A 20,264-nucleotide genomic window follows, 5' to 3' on the forward strand; every position below is an offset into this window, starting at 1 on the left:
GGACGGCGTTGAACCTGCACGACGACCCGGCCGAGGCCGCGTTCCGCGCCGGGCTGCGCGAGTGGCTACGGTCCCGCCTGCCGGACGACGACCCGTCCCGTACGTGGAGCACCGCGCAGCTGCGCGAGTGGAGCCACGACCTGTCCGAGGCCGGCTACGCCGGCATCACCTGGCCGAAAGAGTACGGCGGCCAGGGCCTGACCGCCGCCCACCAGGCCATCTTCGCCGAGGAGACCGCCCGCGCCGGCGCGCCGGAGCACATCAACATCATCGGAATGAACATGGTCGGTCCGACGCTCATCGCGCACGGCACCGACGAGCAGAAGGCGCGCTACCTGCCCGGCATCCTGTCCGGTCGTACCCTGTTCTGCCAGGGGTTCTCGGAGCCGGAGGCCGGCTCGGACCTGGCCGCGGTGCGCACCACGGCCCGGCGGGCGGAGCCGGACGGCTACCTGCTCGACGGCGAGAAGGTCTGGTCCTCCTACGCCCACCTGGCCGACCACTGCCTGCTGCTGGCCCGCACCGGCCCCGCCGAGCCGAAGCACCAAGGGCTGACGTGCTTCCTGCTGGACATGCGGGCGCCGGGGTTGAAGGTGTCGCCCCTGCGGCAGCTCAACGGCGACACCGACTTCAACCAGATCATCCTGACCGATGCCCCGGTCGGCGACGCCGACGTCGTGGGCGAGGTCGGCAGGGGCTGGTCGGTGGCGCTGTCCACGCTGGCCCACGAGAGGGGAACGTTCGGGGTCACCCTCACCGCCCGGTTGGTCGCGCAGTTCGACCGGTTGCTGCGGCTGGTGCGAGAGGTCGGCGCCGACGGCGACCCGGCCGTCCGCCGCGAGCTGGCCACGCTGCACGCACGGTTGCAGGGGCTGCGGTACACGGGCTACCGGTCGCTGGCCGCGCTGCGCCGCTCCGGCGAGCCCGGCGCGGAGGCGTCCATCCTCAAGCTCGAATGGTCGCTGCTGCACCAGCGGGTCTGCGCGCTCGCGCTGCGCGTACAGGGCCCGGCGGCGCTGCTCGACAGCGGTGACGCCGCCTGGCACGGGTACTGGCAGCGGCAGCGGCTCCGCAGCCGGGCGAACACGATCGAGGGCGGCACCTCCGAGATCCTGCGCGGGATCGTCGCCGAGCGCGTGCTGGACCTGCCCAGATCCCGCCAGTGACCACCAGCCGGCGACGACACGGAGAAGACCATGGATTTTGCCCTCACCGATGAGCAGCGGGAGATCCGCCGGGCCGCCCGCGACCACCTGGAGCGACGCTACCCGGCGACGCGGGTGTGCGCGCTGGCGGAGGGCCCCGGCGGGAGCGAGGCGGGTGCCTGGCCCGAGCTGATCCGGCAGGGCTGGCTGGACGACGACCTGGGCATGGTCGAGCTGGCGCTGCTGGCCGAGGAGAGCGGGCGGTGCCTGCACCCGACGCCGTGGTGGACGACGGTCGCGCTGGCCGCGCCGTACGCGCGGGCCGCCGGAGAGCCCCTGACCGTGCCGGCGACGTTCGCCGACGGCGCCCCGGACGGCGCCGCGCCCACCGGCGCCGGGACCGTGCGGGCCACCCGCTCGCGTCGGGGCTGGTCCCTGACCGGGCAGGTGCCGGCGGTGCCGCAGGCGGGCGCGGTGCGCTGCGTCGTGGTACGGGCCCGTACCGAGGAGGGGCCGGCCGTGTTCGCCTGCGACACCGGGTCCCCAGGGCTGGTCGTGGAGGAGCTGTCCACGCTGGACACGCTGCGCCGGATGGCCCAGGTCCGGTGGGACGGCACGCCGGCGCGGCTGCTCACCGAGCCGGCCCGCACGCCGGAGGTGGCGCGTCTGGCCCGGCTGCGTGGCGGCGCGCTGCTGGCCGCCGAGGCGGTCGGGGTCGCGGCGGGCGCGCTGGACATGGCCGTCACCCACGCCCGCCAGCGGGAGCAGTTCGGGCGGCCGATCGGCAGCTTCCAGGCCGTGGCGCACCAACTGACCGACGCGTACGTCGGCACCGAGCTGGCCCGGTCGCTGGCGTACCGGGCCGCTTGGCTGGTGCAGAACGATCCCGAGGGGTCACTGGCGTGCGCGCAGGCGGTCGACGAGGCGGTGCTGGTGGCGCGCGACGCGGCGGTGCGCACCTGCGAGACCGCCGTGCAGATCACGGGCGGGATGGGGGTGACGTGGGAGTACCCGCTGCACCGGTGGCTGCGCCGGGCGCTGTGGCTGGACGCCTTCCCGGGGTTCGGCGACGATCCGCACGGTCGGGTGGCGGAGCGGCTGCTGCGGCGCGGCGACGCGGGCGGGATCACCCCGACCACGCTGGACGGGCGTTAGCGTGAAGCCGTCCGTCGATAACCGAGGAGGTCGGAGTGGTCAGCCCCGAAACCGTCAGCAGCATCGCCCTGTCGCTTCCCGGAGCGCACCAGTCGGCGCACTTCGACGTGACCGACTTCCGCGTCGGCAACAAGATCTTCTGCACCCTTCCCAAGCCCGGGGTGATGGGGATGCGCATCGACGTCGCCGAGCAGGCGGCGCTCATCAGCGAGGACCCGGCGACCTTCTCGGCGCCGAACAACAGGTACGGGCAGAACGGCTGGACCTTCGTCGAACTGGCGACGGTCGACCCCGCGCAGCTGCGAGAACTGATCACCGATGCGTGGCGCCGGCTCGCGTCCAAGAAGTTGCAGGCCGAGTTGGACGAGGCCGGCGCTTCCTGACGCCCCGTCACGCGATTCCGATGGCCCGGCGCCGCCGGAGCATCACGCGAAGGGACGGAGACACCCTTGGGCACCAGGCGCACCATTGACGCCGAGTCGATCTTCAAGCTCCTCGAACTCGGTGACTACCTCCTGCCGTACACCATCCGGGCAGTCTGCCTGCTCGGCGTGGCCGACCATCTGGTGGACGGGCCGGTGCCGATGTCCCGGCTGGCCCGGGTGACCGGGACCCACGAGCCCACCCTCCGCAAGACGCTGGAGTACCTGGCGACCCGGGAGCTGTTCGAGCTGGTGGAGCCGGATGGCGTGGCGCTGACCCCGCTGTCGGACCTGCTGCGCGAGGGGCACCCGTACTCGGCGCGGGACATCTTCCTGTCGCCCGTGGCGTGTACCCGGGCGATGGAGGGGCTCGCCGAGTCGATCCGCACCGGCGGGCCCGCGTTCGACGTGGTGCACGGCCGGTCCATGTGGGAGCACCTGAGCGCCCAACCCGAGGACGGGGAAGCGTTCGACAAGGTGATGAGCGGGGTCACCGGCATGGAGCTGCTGGCGGTGCTGCGGGCCTGCGACTGGCGGCGCTTCGCCAGCATCGTGGACGTCGGCGGCGGCAACGGCGGTTTCCTGGCCAGCCTGCTGCGCCGGGTCCGGGGCGCCCGGGGCGTGCTGTTCGACCTGCCGGGCGTCGTGGCCAACGCCCCCGAGGTCCTGGCCGCGGCAGGGGTCGCCGACCGGGTGGAGGTGGTGCCGGGCAGCTTCCTGGAGGGGCCGATTCCGCCCGGCGGCGACGCGTACGTGCTCAAGCGCATCCTCTACAGCTGGAGCGACGACGAGGTGGTGGGCATTCTCGGCCGGGTCCGGGCCGCGATGACGCCGCACAGCCGGCTGTTCGTCATGGAGGCCGGACGGCAGGACGCCGAGGTGCCGACCCTGGCGCGCCGCATGGACCTGCTCATGCACACCCTCACCGCGGGCGGCGCGCGGACCCTCGAGCAGCAGGGCGAACTGCTGGGCCGGGCCGGGCTACGGCTGGTCCGCAACGTCTCCACCCCCATGTTCCCGATCATCGAGGCGGCGCCCGCGTGACCGGTCCGCTCGGCTGGCTGGACCGGCCCGACGACCGGCGCGGCATCCGGTTCGCCGAGCCCGACGGGTCGTGGCGGCTGTGGTCGTACGCCGAGCTGGCGGACCTCGTGCGCCGGTATGCGGGGGTGTTGCGCGGCGCCGGGGTGGGCGCGGGCGACGTGGTGTCGATCGTGGAGACCACCGGCCCCCGGTTCGTGGGGCTGCTGTTCGGCACCATGCTGGCCGGCGCCGCCGCCTCGCCGGTGGCGCCACCGCCGCCCTTTGGGGACCGGGCACGCTGGGCCGAGCACCTGCGCGGCGTGCTGGGGGCCAGCACGCCGCGGCTGGTCGTGCACGACCCCGCGCTGTCCCTGGTGGCCGACGTGTGCGCCGAGGCGGGCGTGCCCGCGCACGACGGCGAGGAGTTGCTCGCCGCCGCCGACGGCCGCTGGGCGCCGACGCCCCGGCCGGCCGGGCTGGCGCTGGTGCAGTTCACCTCGGGCAGCAGCGGCCGGGTGCGCGGGGTGCGCGTGCCCCATCCGGCGCTGGCGGCCACCGTCGCCGGCATCCAGCGGTGGCTGCGGATGACGCCCGACGACCCGACCGCCTCCTGGTTGCCCGTGCACCACGACATGGGCCTGGTGGGCTGCCTCCTGGCGCCCGTGGCCACGGGGTCGGACCTGTGGCTGATGTCGCCGGGCGACTTCGTCCGCCGGCCGCTGCGCTACCTGGAGTGCTTCGGCCGGCGCGGCGCCCGGCTGACCGCGATGCCGGCCTTCGGACTGGACCACATCGTCCGGCGGGTGCCCCGCGAGGCGCTGGCCGGGATGGACTTCTCGGCCTGGCGGGCGGTGATCGTCGGCGCGGAGCGGATCCCGCCGGCGCTGCTGGCGGAGTTCGCCCGCTTCGCCGCTCCGCACGGACTACGCCGCGAGGCGCTGCTGCCCGCGTACGGGCTGGCCGAGGCAACGCTGTCGGTGACTGGCGTGCCGCTGGACACCGGCTGGCGCACCGCCACCGTCGACCGGGGCGAGGTGGTGGGCTGCGGACGCCCGCTCGCCGGCGCGCGGGTGACGGTGGTGGACGACGACGGCCGAGCCGTTCCCGACGGCGTGGTCGGCGAGATCGTGGTGCGCGGCCCGTCCGTGGCGGCGGGCTACCTGCCGGCGGTCGCGGACCGCACCGTCAGCGGCACCCGGCTGCTCGCTGGCGAGGTGCGCACCGGCGATGCGGGTTTCCTCGACAGCGGGGAGCTGTTCGTGCTGGGCCGCCTCGGCGACGGCGTCAAGGTGCGCGGCCGGATGCTGCTCGCCGAGGACGTCGAGGCGGCGGCGGTTTCGGCCTGCGGGGCGCCGGCCGGGCGGATCACGGCCCTGCTCGGGCAGGTCGGCGACACGCCTCGGGTGGTCCTGCTGCTGGCCCGGCCCGAGCCGGGCTGGCTGCCGGCGGCGTGCGACGCGGCCACCGCCGCCGCGGAGGGGGTGCCGGTGGAGCCGGTGGTCGTGCCGGTGGGCGCGGTGGCGCGCACGAGCAGCGGCAAGCCGCGCCGCCGGCTCATGTGGCAGGACTACCTCGCCGGCCGGCTCGGCCTCGGCGTGCCGGCGACGGATGCCCGACCGGCGGGGGTGCCGGCGGCGACGTGACCTGCGGTCAGCGGGGCTGGCCGGCGGGCAACCCGAGCGCCTCGCTGACGTGGTCGAGCACCTCGGCCTGCCGGTCGATCAGATAGAAGTGGTGCCCGGGAAGCACCCGGAGCTGGAATTCCCCGGTGGTGCAGCGCCGCCAGTCGGCGACCTCGGGCACGTGCGCCTCCGGGTCCTCGTCGCCGGTGATCGCGGTGACCGGCACCGACAGCGGCGCGCCGAGGGTGGGCCGGTATGTCTCGACGAGGCGGTAGTCGGCCCGCAGCGTGGGCAGGAGTGCGTTGCGCAACTCCGGGTGCGCCAGCGCCTCGTCGGTGGTGCCGCCGAGGCGGCGCAGCTCGTCCCACAGTTCCTGGTCGCTGCCGAGGTGCTTGACGCCCGGCCGGTGGTGCTGCGGGGCCGGGCGGCCGGAGACGACCAGCCGGCGCGGCGAAACGCCGAGGCCGTGTTCGAGCCGGTGCGCCACCTCGTACGCGACGGCGGCGCCCATGCTGTGGCCGAACAGGGCGAAGTCGGTGTCCAGCAGCGGTTGCAGCGCGGCGACGATCCCGTCGACCATGGTGGCCATGTCGCGCACGCACGGCTCGTGGATGCGGTCCAGCCGGCCGGGATACTGCACCGCGACGACCTCGACCTCAGGGGACAGCCGCACGGCCCACTGTCGATAGAAGGTCGCGTTGCCGCTGGCGTACGGGAAGCAGACCAGGCGGCGGGTCGCGGCCGGACGCGGCCGGTAGCGGCGCAGCCAGGACGCGGCCGCCACGGTCGCCCTCACGGCCGCGCCGCCTCGTCACCGGCGGCGGCGATGGCCTTGAGGTCGTCGTCGGTCAGCGGCCGGGGCGGGGTGGACGACAGCAGCTCCGGCGGCCCGAGCCGCAGCGTCAGGTCCTGCCACAGCTTGCACAGCGACAGGTGGTACTGGCCGCGGCGCAGCGGGTCCTGCCGTTCCCGGACGGCCTGGTGCAGCTCGGTGAGGGCGTGCGCGATGCCGGCCGGCCACAGGCTGCGGAAGATGTGCCGGTACGACGGCACGGTGTCCGGTCCGAGCACGACGGCACTGGGCGCCTGCGCGTCGTCCGGCATGGTGGCGTAGTGCGGGTCGGCGTTCGGGTCGGCGACCTCGCGGGGGAAGTCGGGGCGCGCGGACCAGACGACCGGCCCGTGGGTGTTGACCAGGGTCAGGTTGCCGGCCTCCGTGCCGATGCTGATCCGGTGCATCAGGTGGGCGTAGTTGTCCGGGTCGGCGGGGTCCATCTGGTTCTGGACACGCAGGGTGGCGGGTACCCCCGCCAGCACCCCGTCGAGGCTGCGGAACGGGATGTCCAGGGTGGTCGCGGCGCGCACCGGCGGGGCCGACTCGGGCAGGTCGCCGAAGGCGAACGGCCGCACCCCGCCGAGGGCCTGCCCGAGGATGTCCAACAGGGAGTAGGCGAGCTGGAACCCGGCCGCCGCGTCGACGTAAAGCGGGCGCTGCCGCCGCGTCAGCTCCTGCGCCGCCGCCACGAACCGGCGTACGGGGGCGACGTGGGTATAGAACGGGTTCAGGTGGTAGACGACGCCGTGCCGGCGGGCGGCGCGCAGGTTCTCCGCCAGCTCGTCGTGGTGCAGGGGGTGTTCCTGCAGCACGTGGATGCCGCGGGCCATGAGCGCGCGGGCCAGTTCCGAACCCCGGCCGCCGAGCAGGCCGCCCCGGATCACCACGCACGCCATGTCGATGTCGTCGGGCAGCTGCTCCGGGTTCGTGTACAGCGGCGCGTCGTAGCGGCGGGCGCAGGCGCGGGAGCGTTCGCTGCCGGCGCCGAGCACTCCGGCCAACTCGAAGGGCAGGTCGGGGTTGCGGAACGCCTCCAGGTAGACCTGGCCGAATCGGGCGCCGCAGACGACGACCCGGGGACGCTGCGTCAAAGTGCCTCCTCCACGTGGCCGCCGGCGTGGGCGGCTTCGCCGTCGAACACCGTCAGGCCGCTCACCGCGGCCGAGCCGGCAAGCAGGTCTACCGCGAGCTGCGGGTCGAGCGCCTCCCCCGCGTGGTGCAGGCCGGCGGCCAGGGTCCCCTCGGTGAGCGCCGCCACGGCGACGGCCGCGAACGCGCCGGTGAGCGAGCTGGCACTGTCGCCGCGCAGCACGACGGTGTGCGCGGCACCGGCGACGGTGGTCAGCTCCACGACGATCAGCTGGTAGGTGGCGCGCCCGAAGGCGTCCAGCTCGGCGGCGCGGCACAGTGCCTCGGGGGCGTTCCCGCCGGCTGGGGGCTGCCGCAGCACCTGCGCGACGTGCGGGCCGGCGAAGACGGAGTGCCAGGTGGCGTCGGTGACGCCCAGGACCCGGGCCACCCGTTCCAGCTCGGTGCTCAGATACGGCACGGCCGTGGCCGGCTCCGGGAAGAACGGCAGCTCGGCGTCTGTGCGGGTGGGCAGCGGATGCCGCGCTCGCCCGCCCCCGGTCAGCGCCGCCCCCGCCTGGCCGAACCCCTCTCCCACGCGCAGGTAGTCGGCGGCGGCGGTGGCGGTGAACCGGTCGCGACCGCCGAGGTAGCCGAGCAGCGCGCGCGGCGGGTCCAGCAGGGTGGCGGCGAGATAGCGGGGTAGCAGTGCGCTCAGGCCGGGCATCATGCCGGCGGAGATCACGGCGGTCCGCCCCGGCGCCCGCGCCAGCAGGGCCCGCGCCTGCTCCCACAGAACGTCGTCGCCAGCGGCGTCGACGTAGTCCGCGCCGGCGGCAAGCGCCGCCCGCGCCACCCGGTCCTCGACTAGGTAGGCCGGGCCGGCGCAGTTGAGCACGACGTCGCAGCCCGCGCAGTAGCGGTGCAGCGCGTCGGTGTCGGCGATGTCGAGGACCTCGGCGGTGGGCGGGGAACCGCCGGTGGCGGCGAGCCCGTGGCACAGCGCGTCGAGGGGGGCGCGGCGGCGGCCGGCGAGGCGCAGCGCGTGCCGGCCCCGACGGTGCAGCTCGGCCACGGCGGCGGCGCCGACCGCGCCGGCCGCGCCGACGACGCCCACCACGGGGGCCGGCCCGGTCACCGGGAGCCCTCGCCGACCGCGCCCGGTGTTGTGGAACCGCCGGGCCCCGAAAGCGACCCTTGGGGACCGCGGGGCACCGGGCGGCTCATCGCGCCGGGTCCAGCGCGGCGGCCAGCGCGGCGGGCTCCGCCGACCAGCGCAGCCGCTCCGCCGGCAGATCCGTGTCGACCACGTCGAGGCTGCCGAGGCACAGGTCCTCCCAGAACTCGATCTCCGCGTCCCGCGCCGGCTGCACCAGGGTGATGTCCCCGGCGTAGATGGCTGGCTCGTGGCGCGCGAGGGCGTCGCGCACCGGGGTGGCGGGGTCGTCCGCGACGCCCGGGCCGGGCCGGTGGCCGGCGACCAGGCGCAGCCCCTCGACGAGCACCCCGCGTTCGGTCAGGTTGCGTGCCACCTCGACGGCGAGGACCGCCATCGGTCCGTGGGCGAGCAATTCCACCTGGGCCAGGTCGGCGTCGACGACCGCCTGGGCGTACGCGGCGGCGGCGTTGTCCACCGAGGGCAGCAGCTCCAGCCCCGCGCCGGTGAACACCCAGGCGGGGGCGGCGGGGCGCAGCGCCGCGGCGAGCGGCGCGACCCCGTCGAGCGACCCCGACTCGTCGGGCAGGAAGATCCGGGGTACGCCGGTGCCCTCGGCGTGCACGGCGACGAGCAGCTCGGCCGGCCGCTCCTGGCCCGTCTCGTGTGGCTGCTCTCCGGCCTCCGCGGCGGTGGTCAACCACTGCGCGAGCCGGGCCACGGTGGCCAGTTCGAGCAGGTTGCGCAGCACCTCGTCGAAGAACAGCGTGCGGGCCGGCGGCAGTTCCTCGATGATGCGCCCGGCCAGCTGGGCGGCGACCAGCGAGTCCCCGCCCAGCTCGAACAGGTTGCCGTCGCGCCCGACCGGCGTGCCCAGGGCCTCGCTCCACAACGCGACGAGGTGCCGTTCGAGCTCGGTCTCGGGTGCCGCGCCGGGCAGTCCGGCCCGGGTACCGCCGTGCCGGCGGCCCAGCCGTCCCGCGAGGGACCGGCGGTCGATCTTGCCGTTGTCGGTGACCGGTAGCTCGTCGAGGATTTCCACGGTGCCGGGCACCATGTACTCGGGCAGCCGGGCGCGCAGGTGATCGGTGAGGGCCCGGGGGTGCGCGGGTGCGCGGTCGGCCTTGAACCGGGCGGCGAGCACGCACATGCCCATCCGCCCGACGAAGGTGCCTTCCGCCGGCAGGCAGACGCTCGTGTCGGCGCCCGCCCGGTCGAGGATGTCCCGCCACCGGTCGCGGGCGAGGAAGACCGTCTCGGTCCCGGCGCGGTCGTCGGTGAAGTCTCCGGTGGCGTCGTCGAGCCGGACCAGCAGCTCCAGCGACGTCATGATCTGGTAGTGGTCCCGGGTCATCTCCAGGGCCACCAGCCATCCGCCGGGGGCGAGCAGCCCGCGCAGCCGTTCCAGGACCCGGTCGACGTCGGCGGTGGCGTGCAGCACGTCCCCGGCGACGACCAGGTCGAAGGAGTTGGGCGCGAGGCCCTGCTCAGTGGGGTCGGCGTCCAGGTCGTACAGGCCGAACCGGACGCCGGGCACGTCGGCGAAGCGGGCCTGCGACTGCCCCGCGAAGTAGGGCGACAGGTCGGTGCACAGGTAGTCGATGTCCTGCCCGGCGAGCGCGTCGAGCACCGCGGCGGTGGTGCCGCCGCCACCCGCGCCGACCTCCAGCACGCGCAGCGGGCCGGGGTGCCGGCGGCGGGCGCCGAGGTCCGCCACGACGGCACCGGCGGCCTGGTTGGCCCAGCGGTTGAACACCGCCTCCTCGTAGAGTTGCTGGGAGACGTCCAGCCGGCCCTCGGGGAAGAGCAGCCGGAGCGGGTCCTCGTCGCCGCGCAGCAGGGCTGGCAGGTGGCGGATGCTGGCCCGGAAGTAGTCCAGCAGGCGCTCCTCGCCCGGCACCGCCGCCGCCTCGACCGCGGCCCACGCGGCGTCGAGCGCGTCGGGTCTGACGGCGCCGGCCAGCCGGTAGCGGTCGCCGTCGACGGCGAGCAGTCCCTCCGCGACCAGGGCGGCGAGCCAGCGGCGCAGCAGCCGGTGGTGCCGGGGCGCGGCGTCCGTGGCGGCCACGATCTCGGCGGCGGTGTGGCGGTCGTCGGGCGAGGCGAACATGCCTGCGCGGCGGAAGGTGTCCAGCATGGCGGGCAGGGCCACCTGGTCGAGCCGGTGGGCGTACTCCAGGTAGCGGTCCGGGTCGATGCCGGCGAGCGCGGCGTCGCCGGCCCGGGCCGCGACTGCCTCCAGGTCGGCTACGTCGCCGGCCGGCGGCGTCGCGGCGGCGGGCTGCGCGAAGGCGACGAGCGTACGCTCCAGCGGCTGGTCGCCCGCGACCAGCACCGCCGCCGCGGCGACGTCCGGATGGCTCTGCAGGGCCGTCTCGATCTCGGCCAGTTCGATCCGGTGGCCGCGGATCTTGACCTGCTGGTCCTCCCGGCCAAGGAACTCGATGTCGCCGTCGGGCAGGTACCGGCCCAGGTCGCCCGTGTGGTACAGGCGCTCGCCGGTGACGGGGTGCACGATGAACCGCTCCGCCGTGCGCTCGGGGTCGTGCAGGTAGCCGCGCGCGAGGCCGGCGCCGCCGATGTACAGCTCCCCGGTCACCCAGTCGGGGCAGGGCCGCAACAGCGGGTCGAGTACGTGGAAGGTCTGGTTGGCCAGCGGCCGACCGTACGGGATGCTGGCCCAGTCCTCGCCGACCGCCCCGACGGGGTAGTGGATCGACCAGATGGACGCCTCCGTCGCCCCGCCGAGGCTCACCACGCTGAGGCCGGGCACCTGGGCGCGGATCTGGTCGGGCAGGGCCACCGGGATCCAGTCGCCGGAGAGCATCGCCAGCCGCAGGGTGGGCAACGCGGTGCCGGCCACCCCGAGGTACCCGGAGAGCATCTGGAGCTGGGCGGGAACGGAGTTCCACACGGTCACCCCGTGGGTGGCCACCAGGTCGGCCCAGTGCGACGGGTCCGCGCGCCGCTCGGCGTCGGGGACGACCAAGGCCCCGCCCACGGACAGCGGGCCGAAGATGTCGTAGACCGACAGGTCGAAGCCGAGCTGGGACAGGCCGAGCACCCGGTCTCGCTCGCCGACGGCGAACCGGGCGTTGATGTCGAGGACGGTGTTCAGCGCCGCCTCGTGGGTGATCATGACCCCCTTCGGCGTCCCGGTGGAGCCCGAGGTGTGGATGACGTACGCCAGGTCCTCGGGCCGCGCCCCGCCCGGTTCGCGGGGCGGGTCGGCCGGCGGCACCTCTTCCAGCGCCACGACGACGACCCCGGGCGGCCAGGGCCCGGCGGCCAGGTCGCGGGAGGTCAGCACGTACCGCACGCCCGCACCGGTGAGGATCGTCTCGCGCCGGGCCGCGGGTTGCACGGTGTCCACCGGCACGTACACGGCGCTGGCGAGCAGCGCGCCGAGGACGGCCACGACCTGCCCCGGGCCGCGTTCCAGGGTCACCCCGACGAGGTCGCCGGGTACGCAGCCCGACTCGACGAGCCGGGCGGCGACGCCGGTGGCGCGGGCGGCCAGGTCGGCGTAGCTGAGCGTGGCCGTGCCGTGGATGACCGCCGGGGCGTCCGGGGTCCGTCGGGCCTGGGCGAAAACCGCGTCGTGCAGGCGGGCGCGGGTCAGCGGGGCGGCGGTGGCGTTGACCTCCTCGCGGCGACGCCGCTGCCGCTGCGGCAGCAGGCTCGACGGAACCCGCTGCCACGCCTGGTCGTCGGTGGCGAGCTGGCGCAGCAGCTGCTCGAACGCGGCGAACATGTCCTCGGCGACTCCGTCGGGCAGCACGCCATCGCGCACGTCCCAGTTGGTCGACAGCCCGCCGTCGCGCTCGGAGTTCTGGCAGTCGATGACGACCTGCGGGGTCTGGCTGATGCCGTAGCCGAGCCGCCCGTGCGACGCCGCGGCCGGGGCGCCGGCTTCGCCCAGGCCGATCGCGCTGGTGAAGACGACGGGGAACAGCGCCGCGTCGGCGCCGCGTCGGCGGGTGATCTCCCGCATCACCTCGATGCCGGAGAACGCCCGGTGGTCCATGTCCTGCCAGAGCTGGGCCTGTACGGCCCGGGCCCAGCGGTCGAAGGTCTCCGCCCCGCTCTGGCCGACCGCGAGCAGTTCCACCCCGGTGAAGTCGCCGACGACGGCGGGCACCTGGGGGTGCAGGGGCAGCCGGTTGAGCAGCGTGACGTTCAGGGTGAACGTGGGGCGGCGGCTCCACGCGGCGATGACGTGCGCGTACGCGGCGAGCACCGCGCAGGACGGGCTCACGTCGTGCTGGCCGGCGTGCTTGCGCAGCCCCTCCCACAGCTCGGGTTCCAGGGTGGCGGCCAGCCGGCGGAACCGGCCGTCGGTCTGCCGGGCGCGGCTGGTCAGCGGCAGCTCTGGGCCGGGTGGCAGGTCGTCCACGCGGCGCAGCCAGTAGTCGCGGTCGGCCTCTCGGTGGCTCGCCGTCCAGTTCCGCTCGGCCTGCAGGTAGTCCCGGAAGCCGATCTCCAGTGCGGGCAGCTGCTCGTTGCCGTGGTAGAGGTGGTGCAGCTCGTCGAGGATGATCTGGATGCTGACGAAGTCGGCGATGAGGAAGTCCACCGAGACGTGCAGCACGGCCTCGTCGTCGCCGCGGGTCACGCGTGCCTCGAACAGTGGCCAGGCGTCGGGCCGGAACACCCGGTGGTCCATCTCGGCCCGCACCTCGGCCACCCCGCGGTCGAACTCGCCGCGTTCGCGCCCGCGCAGGTCGTGTACGGCGACGTGGTAGTCGTCGACGTGCGGCAGCACCCGCTGGGAGCCGTCGATGTCGATCACAGCTCGGAGCATGTCGTGCCGGGCGATGAGCGCCCGCCAGGCGCGGGTCATCCGCTCCGGGTCCAGGTCCGGGTAGTGCAGCTCGCCGTAGCCGTGGCAGGCGACGCCGCCGTAGGCGAAGGTGGAGCCGCGGCCCAGCAGGTACGCCGACTGCACCTCCGTCACCGGGAACGGGTCGTGGCGGTGCTCCTGATCCGGCACGACCCGCGGCAGCCGGCCGTTGGCCAGGTGGGCGAGAATCTCGTCGCGGCGGGCCCGCAGTTGCGCGCGCCGCTCGTCGGTCATGAAGCCGGCGGGCGCGCGGAACTTCAGCGTGCCGTCCTCGGCCCACAGCCGCAGTCCGGCCCGTTCGAGGTCGGTGACCAGCCGCTCGACGGGGATGCGGGGGTCGTTGCTCATATGACACCTTCCTCGACGTCGTCGTTGGCCGACGCACGGAGCTGCTCGTCGACGGCGGCCGCGAGCTGGGCGAGCGCGGGTACGGCGAACAGTTGTCGCAATGTCATGTCCACGCCGAGCCGCTGGCGCAGCGTCTCGAGCAGGCGGGTGGCCAGCAGGCTGTCTCCGCCCAGGGCGAAGAAGCTGTGCCGGCGGTCGTCGACCGGCTGGTCGAGCAGCTGCGACCAGAGCCCGGCGAGGAGTTCCTCGGTGGGCCCCTTGGGCGGCTCGGCCGTGTCGTCGAGCGGGTCGGCGCGCAGCAGTGTCCCGAGCCGCTGGCGGTCGACCTTGCCGTTGGCGGTCAGCGGCAGCCGGTCCAGCGTCACGACGTATTCGGGCACCATGTACGCGGGCAGTCGCTCGGCCAGCCAGCCGGCCAGGTCCGGCTCCGTACCTTCGGTGGCGGGTACGACGGCGAGGCCGATGTGCTGTGCCGGCGCCTGGCCGACGACCAGCGCCACCGCCCGCCCGACGAGCGGGTGGGCCTCGGCGTTGGCCTCGATCTCGCCCAGCTCGATGCGGTGCCCGCGCACCTTGACCTGGAAGTCGACCCGGCCGAGGAACTCCAGCGTCCCGTCCGGCCAGTACCGGCCGAGGTCGCCGGTGCGGTACCAGCGCCGGCCCTCGTCGTCGACGCCGAACTGCCGGGCGGTCAGCTCGGGGGCGTTGCGGTAGCCCAGCGCCACCCCGGCGCCGCCGATGCGCAGCTCCCCGGGCACCCAGTCCGGGCAGTCCCGGCCACGCGAGTCGGTCACTCGGTAGCGCTGGTTGCGCAGCGGGCGGCCGTACGGGATGGAGCGCCAGTGCTCCGGCACCGCCGCGACCTCGCACGCGTTGGACCAGATCGCGGCCTCGGTGGCGCCGCCGAGGGCGACGAACCGGGCGTGCGGGGCGGCCCGTGCCAGCCGGCCCGGCAGGTCGAGGCCCACCCAGTCACCGGAGACCAGGGCCAGCCGCAGGCCGGCCGGCGGGTGCTCGCCGGCCGCCACGAGCAGCATGTCCAACAGCGCGGGCACCGAGTTCCAGACGGTCACCCGCCACCGGTGGGCCAGCCACGCCCAGCGGCGGGCCTCCCGGCGGTCCTCGTCGGCCAGCACGACCAGCGCCCCACCGGCGGCGAGCAGCCCGAACACGTCGTAGACGGACAGGTCGAAGTCCAGCGCGGAGACCGCCAGCACGCGGTCCTCCGGGCCGACCCCGTACCGGGAGTTGACGTCGGTCACCGTGTTGACGGCAGCCCGGTGGGTGATCTCCACCCCCTTGGGCTCCCCGGTGGAGCCGGAGGTGAAGATCGTGTAGGCCAGCGCGTTCGCGGCGACCGTCACCGGCCCGCGCAGCGGCGGCCCGTCCACGTCGGGGGCCACTGTGGGCAGGTGGTGCGCGCCGGCGCGGCCCACCACGGCGGTCACCTGCGCCTTGGCGTAGATCCGATCGCGGCGGGCGGCGGGCTGGTCGACACTGACGGGCACGTACGACGCGCCGGCGGCCAGCACGCCGAGCACCGCGGCGACCTGTTCCGGCCCGCGGGGCAGGGTGACGGCGACCGCGTCGCCCGGTTCCACCCCGGCGCGTAGCAGCGCCCCGGCGATCCGCAGCGCCCGTGCGGCCAGCTCGCCGTAGCTGATCGATGTCTCACCGTACGCGACCGCGAGCCGGTCGGGGTCGCGGGCGGCGTGGGCGAAGAACGGCTCGTGCAGGGTGTGCCCGGGCGCCGGGGCATCGGTGGCGTTGACGGCGGCCCGGACGGCACGCTGCGCCGGCGGCAGCATGTCCGGCAGCGGCCGGTCCCACTCGCCCTCGGCGAGCCAGCACAGCAGCCGGTGGTAGGCGTCGAACATGGCGTCGAGCAGCCCGTCGGGGAACAGCTCGTCGACGCTGTCCCAGTTGAAGGTCAGCCCGCCGTCGCGTTCCATGACCTGGTTGTCCAGCCACACCTGCGGGGTCTGCGAGATGCCCCAGGTCAGCTCGCCGAACGGGAACCGCATGTTGACCAGGTCCGCGGCCACGCCGAGCGCGCTGGTGAACACGATCGGCATGCTGACCGTGCCGCTGTTGCGCCGGCGCGCCAACTCCCGCAGCACCCACAGGGCGGAGACGTCGTTGTGTTCCAGCCCGGCCCACAGGTCCTGCTGGAACCGGTGGGCGGTCTCCCGCCATGGCTCGCCCGCGTCCCCCCGGTAGCCGACCAGGACCAGCGAGGTGAAATCGCCGAGGATCGCGCCGATGTCCGGGTGCACGTCGTGGCGCTGGAACATGGTCAGGTTCAGCGTCAGCTCGTCCTGCCCGCTGTACGCGCTGAGCACCTCGGCGTACGCGGTGGCGAGGACCGCGGCCGGGGTGAGCCGGTGGTCGCGGGCGCGGCGGGTGATCGCCGCCCACTGCTCGGGGGTGAGGCTGCGCTCGCGGCGGACGAACCGCGGGGCGACCAGGGTGTCGGGGTCGACGGCCAGCGGCAGCGCGGCGGCCGGGGCGATGTCGTCCAGGCGTCCGCGCCAGTACGCCCCCGCCCGGTCCACCGCCTCCGGCGGCGGCGCCGCGCCGAGCACATAGTCGCGGAACGACACCCCCAGCGGGCGCAGCTCGGCGCCGGGGTCGCGGTAGAGGGTGGACAGCTCGGAGAAGAAGATGACGATGCTCAGCGCGTCGAGCACGATGTAGTCGAAGCTGAACGCGACGCGGGTGCCGCCGGGGTGACGCACGGCCTGGATGTCGATCAGCGGCCACCGGGACGGGTCGGGGACGCGGTGGGACAGCTGCTCGCGCAGCGTCGCCAGGTGCTCCTGCCCCTCGCGCACGGTGATGGTGAACGGCGGCACCTCCGGCAGGATCCGCTGGTCGCCGTTGTCGTCGAAGACGGCGCGGAGCATCTCGTGCCGGGCGATGAGCGTGTCGACCGCCTGGCGCAGCCGGTCGAGGTCGACGTCCCGGCCGTCGAACTCCCAGTACCAGTGGGAGCCGACCCCGCCGAGCGCGAAGTCGTCGGTGCGCCCCAGCCAGTACGCGCGCTGCACGTCCGTGGGCGGGAACGGCTCGTGCCGGTGGGCCCGGTCGGCGGTCAGCTCACGCCGCTCGGTGGGCGTGCCCGCGTCGCCGGCCGTATCCTCGGTGTGCAGCCGCGCCGCGAAGCCGGCCAGGTCGCGGGCGTGGAACAAATGGTGCAGTTCAGCGCGGGCGATGCCGGCCTCGCGCAGCCGGGCCAGCAGCCGGGTGGCGACCAGGCTGTCGCCGCCGAGGGCGAAGAAGTTGTCCTCCCGGCGTACCTCGGGCACGCCGAGCAGCTCCGACCACAGAGCGGCCACGGTGGTCTCGACGCCGCCGCGGGGCGCGGTGCCGGTGGCCGCGGGTCGCGCGGCGAGCAGCTCGGGCAGCCGGGCGCGGTCGATCTTGCCGTTGGCCGACAGCGGGAACGCGTCGAGGACCACCACGACGGCCGGCACCATGTAGGGCGGAAGCTGTTCGGCGGCGCGCTGGCGGATCGACTGGGGGTCGACCCCGGTCCGGGTGACGGTGACGGCGGCGGCGAGGGTGTCTCGCTCGACGACCTGGGCAACCGCCCGGGAGACGTCCGGGTCGCGTTCCAGCACGGCTTCGATCTCGCCCAGCTCGATCCGGTGTCCCCGGATCTTGACCTGGAAGTCGGTGCGCCCGAGGAAGTCCACTGTGCCGTCGGGCCAGTACCGGGCCAGGTCGCCCGTGCGGTACCAGCGCTGCCCGGCGTGCTCCACGAACCGGTCGGCGGTCCGCTGCGGGTCGCCCGCGTAGCCGGCGGCGACCGAGCGCCCGCCGATCCAGAGCTCGCCGGGTACCCAGTCCGGCCGGTCCCGGCCGTGCTCGTCGACGACCCGCATGAGCTGGTTGCGCAACGGCACGCCGTAGGGCACCGACCGCCAGTGCGGCGGCGGGTCGACGGGGGCGGGCTGCACGGTGGAGTGGATCGCCGTCTCGGTGGTGCCGCCGAGGCCGTACAGCCGGCTGGCCGGGGCCAGCCTGGCCAGCCGGCCGGCCAGGTCGAGGCCGACCCGGTCGCCGCCGAGCACGGCGAGCCGCAGCGGCAGCGGGCTCTCCCCGACCGCGTCCGACGCCTCGGTCTCGGCCTGGGTCAGCAGCAGGTCGAGCACGGCCGGGACGGACTGCCAGACCGTCACCCGGTGCTCGTGGACCAGGCGCAGCCAGGCGGCCGGGTCGCGGCGGGTGTCCTCGGTGACGGTGACGACGGCGCCACCCGCGCCAAGCAGGGCGAACATGTCGAACACGGACAGGTCGAAGTCGAGGGCCGAGACCGCCAGAACGCGGTCGTCCGGGCCGATCGCGAACCGCCGCACGAGGTCGTCGAGGGTGTTCCGGGCCGCCCGGTGGGGCACCCGCACCCCCTTCGGCACACCGGTGGAGCCGGAGGTGAACAGCAGGTAGGCGTCCTGCTCGGGGTCGACCGCCAGCGCGTCATCACGCAACGGCACGCCGGTGGCGGGGACGGTGAGCATCGTCGAGGAGTCGGCGGGCGACCCGGCCGCGGCCCCGGCGGTGGTGACGGTGAGCCGGACCCCGGCGGCGGCCCGGATCAGCTCGCGCCGGGCGTCGGGCTGGTCGACGCCGATCGGCACGTACACGCCGCCGGCGCGCAGCACGCCGAGCACCGCCACGATCTGGTCGGGGCCCTTCGGCAGGGTGACGGCGACGGCGTCGCCGGGGGCCAGGCCGCGGGCGGTCAGCTCGTCGGCCAGTGCCTGCGCCCGGCCCGCCAGTTCGCCGTACGTGAGCACGCCCGCCTGGTCCGGTCCGGGCAGCACGGCCGGGCGGTCGGGCTCGCGGGCTGCCCAGGCGAAGACGTCGTGGTGCAGCGTCCTGTCGTCGGTGGGGCCGGCGGTGTCGTTGGCCGCCGCCCGCGCGGCCAGGGTGCGGGCGGGCAGCGCGATCGGGGCGCGCCGGGACCAGTCCGTGGCCGGGTCGAGCAGCCAGTCGACGATTCCCAGATAGGCGGCGAACATGTCGTCGACGAACCCGTCGGGGAACAGCTCGTCCACGACGTCCCAGTTGAGATAGAGGCCGTCCTCGCGCTCCGTGATCTGGTAGTCGAGCCAGACCTGGGGCGTCTGGGACATGGTCCAGCCGGGCGGGCCGAAGCAGTCACGGACGTCTGCGTCGAACAGCTCGCCGAGGTTCAGCGCGCTGGTGAACACGACGGGCGCGCCGACGGGCTGGCCGGTCCGGGCGCGGGACAGGTCGCGCAGCACGTCGACTCCGCTGTACGCCGAGTGGCCGGCGTCGCTGCGCAGCCGGTCCTGGTGCCGGCGGACGAGGTCGACGAAGCCGGCCGGGCCGGTCGTGTCGATCTCCAGCAGAATCAGGTTGGTGAAGTCGCCGACCACCGCGCCGACTTCGGGATGGACGGGGCGCCGGTCGTACATCGGCAGGTTCAGCACGAACCGGCCGCTGCTGCTCCAAGCGGCCAGCACCTCGGCGAAGGCGGTGAGGAACACCATCGACAGGGTGACTCCCGCCGCCGCCGAGCGCCGTCCCAGTTCCGCCTGCTGCTCCGGGGTCAGCCAGTGGTACCGGCGGACCACCCGGTGGCCCTGCACGGTGGCCGGGTCGACGGCCGTCGGCAGTTGGGGCGGGCCGGGCAGCGTGGCCAGCCGCTCGCGCCAGTACTCGCGGGCCCGGTCCCGAGCCGCGTCGGGCCGGGCGGCGATGGTGGCCAGGTACGCGGGATAGCTGAGGCCCACGGGGGCCACCTGCCGGTCCGGGTTCCGGTAGAAGGCCGCCAGGTCCGACAGGATGAGCCGGAAGCTGTGGGCGTCGGCGACCAGCATCTCGACGTGCACGTGCACCCGGGTGGCACCACCGGGCAGCAGGGACAGCTGGATGTCGAAGGTCTCCGCCTCCTCCACCCGCAGCCGCCGGTGGGACAACCGGTGGCGCAGCCGCGCCAGCTCCTCCTCGCACCGGCGCGGCGACAGCTCACGCAGGTCGTGCACCGTCAGGCCCGGCCACGGGCTCTCCGGCCGGATCTGCTGGGTGCCGTCGGCGTGGAACTCCGCCCGTAGCATGCCGTGCCGGTGCAGCACGGCGCGGACGGCGGCGTCGAGCCGGTCCGGTTCGACGCCGGACCCGTCGAACTCGTTGTAGAAGTGGGCGCCCACGCCGCCCAGGGGCTGCCCGTCCGCCCGGCCGATCCAGTACGCGTGCTGCATCGTGGCCAGGCCGAACGGCGCGGACTCAGCCACGGCCACCGGCGGCAGCTGCGCCGGGCGGGCCTCGGCATGACGCTTCGCGACCAGCTGCCACCACTGTGCGAGGGTGCGCCACTCGACGAGCTCGCTGAAGGTGACGGGGACGCCTCGGCTGTGCCAGCGGCTGGCCAGCCGCATGACCGCGATCGAGTCGAGGCCGAGCACCAGCAGATCGTCGTCGTCCCCGACGAGTGACGGCGGGCACTCGAGGGCCTCCGCGACGTCCTCGCGCATCCGGTCGAGGGTCAGGGTTGGATCGGTGTCGACGGCAACGTCCAATGTCGCGTCTCCTCAGTCAGCCTCTACCACGTCTCCGGTCGGCTGGCGCTAAGCTATCAGCGACTCATGACTTGGGTCTAGAGACAGTCGATGATACTC

10 protein-coding genes are annotated in these 20,264 nt (G+C 74.7%); 5 read left to right on the plus strand and 5 right to left on the minus strand.

The genetic code is table 11. The features are described 5' to 3' along the window. Nucleotides 1–8 precede the first annotated feature (8 nt). From ABZ783_RS23650 to ABZ783_RS23670, 5 genes are all read left to right on the plus strand, one after another. The gene (locus ABZ783_RS23650; protein WP_357441785.1) at nucleotides 9–1,166 is read left to right on the plus strand and encodes an acyl-CoA dehydrogenase family protein; all 1,158 of its coding nucleotides are present in this window, start codon (nucleotides 9–11) and stop codon (nucleotides 1,164–1,166) included. A gap of 30 nt (nucleotides 1,167–1,196) precedes the next feature. Beyond that, nucleotides 1,197–2,300 carry an acyl-CoA dehydrogenase family protein gene (locus ABZ783_RS23655; RefSeq protein WP_357441787.1) on the plus strand — a complete coding sequence of 368 codons (1,104 nt, stop codon included), beginning with the start codon at nucleotides 1,197–1,199 and terminating at the stop codon, nucleotides 2,298–2,300. A gap of 35 nt (nucleotides 2,301–2,335) precedes the next feature. Continuing rightward, nucleotides 2,336–2,683: an MmcQ/YjbR family DNA-binding protein gene (locus ABZ783_RS23660; RefSeq protein WP_357441789.1), complete on the plus strand. Its 348-nt coding sequence runs from the start codon at nucleotides 2,336–2,338 to the stop codon at nucleotides 2,681–2,683. Between the two features lie 66 nt (nucleotides 2,684–2,749). Further along, on the plus strand, nucleotides 2,750–3,766 hold the full coding sequence (locus ABZ783_RS23665; RefSeq protein WP_357441791.1) for a methyltransferase: 1,017 nt from the start codon (nucleotides 2,750–2,752) through the stop codon (nucleotides 3,764–3,766). Beyond that, nucleotides 3,763–5,388: an AMP-binding protein gene (locus ABZ783_RS23670; protein WP_357441792.1), complete on the plus strand. Its 1,626-nt coding sequence runs from the start codon at nucleotides 3,763–3,765 to the stop codon at nucleotides 5,386–5,388. Before ABZ783_RS23665 ends, ABZ783_RS23670 begins: the two co-directional genes overlap by 4 nt. Before the next feature lie 7 nt (nucleotides 5,389–5,395). Here the strand turns inward: ABZ783_RS23670 and ABZ783_RS23675 are convergent, their stop codons facing one another. The 5 genes from ABZ783_RS23675 to ABZ783_RS23695 form a co-directional block, all read right to left on the minus strand. Next, entirely contained in the window at nucleotides 5,396–6,163 is a 768-nt protein-coding gene (locus tag ABZ783_RS23675) for an alpha/beta fold hydrolase (protein ID WP_357441793.1), read from the minus strand. Beyond that, the gene (locus tag ABZ783_RS23680; RefSeq protein ID WP_357441795.1) at nucleotides 6,160–7,293 is read right to left on the minus strand and encodes a Gfo/Idh/MocA family oxidoreductase; all 1,134 of its coding nucleotides are present in this window, start codon (nucleotides 7,291–7,293) and stop codon (nucleotides 6,160–6,162) included. Before ABZ783_RS23680 ends, ABZ783_RS23675 begins: the two co-directional genes overlap by 4 nt. Continuing rightward, entirely contained in the window at nucleotides 7,290–8,408 is a 1,119-nt protein-coding gene (locus ABZ783_RS23685) for a saccharopine dehydrogenase NADP-binding domain-containing protein (RefSeq protein ID WP_357441797.1), read from the minus strand. Before ABZ783_RS23685 ends, ABZ783_RS23680 begins: the two co-directional genes overlap by 4 nt. An 85-nt stretch (nucleotides 8,409–8,493) precedes the next feature. Continuing rightward, entirely contained in the window at nucleotides 8,494–13,617 is a 5,124-nt protein-coding gene (locus tag ABZ783_RS23690; protein WP_357441799.1) for an amino acid adenylation domain-containing protein, read from the minus strand. After that, nucleotides 13,614–20,120 (minus strand): amino acid adenylation domain-containing protein, encoded by a 6,507-nt coding sequence (locus ABZ783_RS23695; RefSeq protein ID WP_357441842.1) that lies wholly within the window; start codon nucleotides 20,118–20,120, stop codon nucleotides 13,614–13,616. Before ABZ783_RS23695 ends, ABZ783_RS23690 begins: the two co-directional genes overlap by 4 nt. Between the last annotated feature and the right edge of the window lie 144 nt (nucleotides 20,121–20,264).

It is taken from the genome of Micromonospora sp. NPDC047738, from assembly GCF_040642675.1.
Lineage (GTDB): Bacteria > Actinomycetota > Actinomycetes > Mycobacteriales > Micromonosporaceae > Micromonospora.

Bases quoted from the DNA above. Each gene is read 5' to 3' on its own strand.
- ABZ783_RS23655 (WP_357441787.1), top strand. From the start codon at position 1,197: ATGGATTTTGCCCTCACCGATGAGCAGCGGGAGATCCGCCGGGCCGCC.
- ABZ783_RS23690 (WP_357441799.1), bottom strand. From the start codon at position 13,617: ATGAGCAACGACCCCCGCATCCCCGTCGAGCGGCTGGTCACCGACCTC.
- ABZ783_RS23695 (WP_357441842.1), bottom strand. From the start codon at position 20,120: ATGCGCGAGGACGTCGCGGAGGCCCTCGAGTGCCCGCCGTCACTCGTC.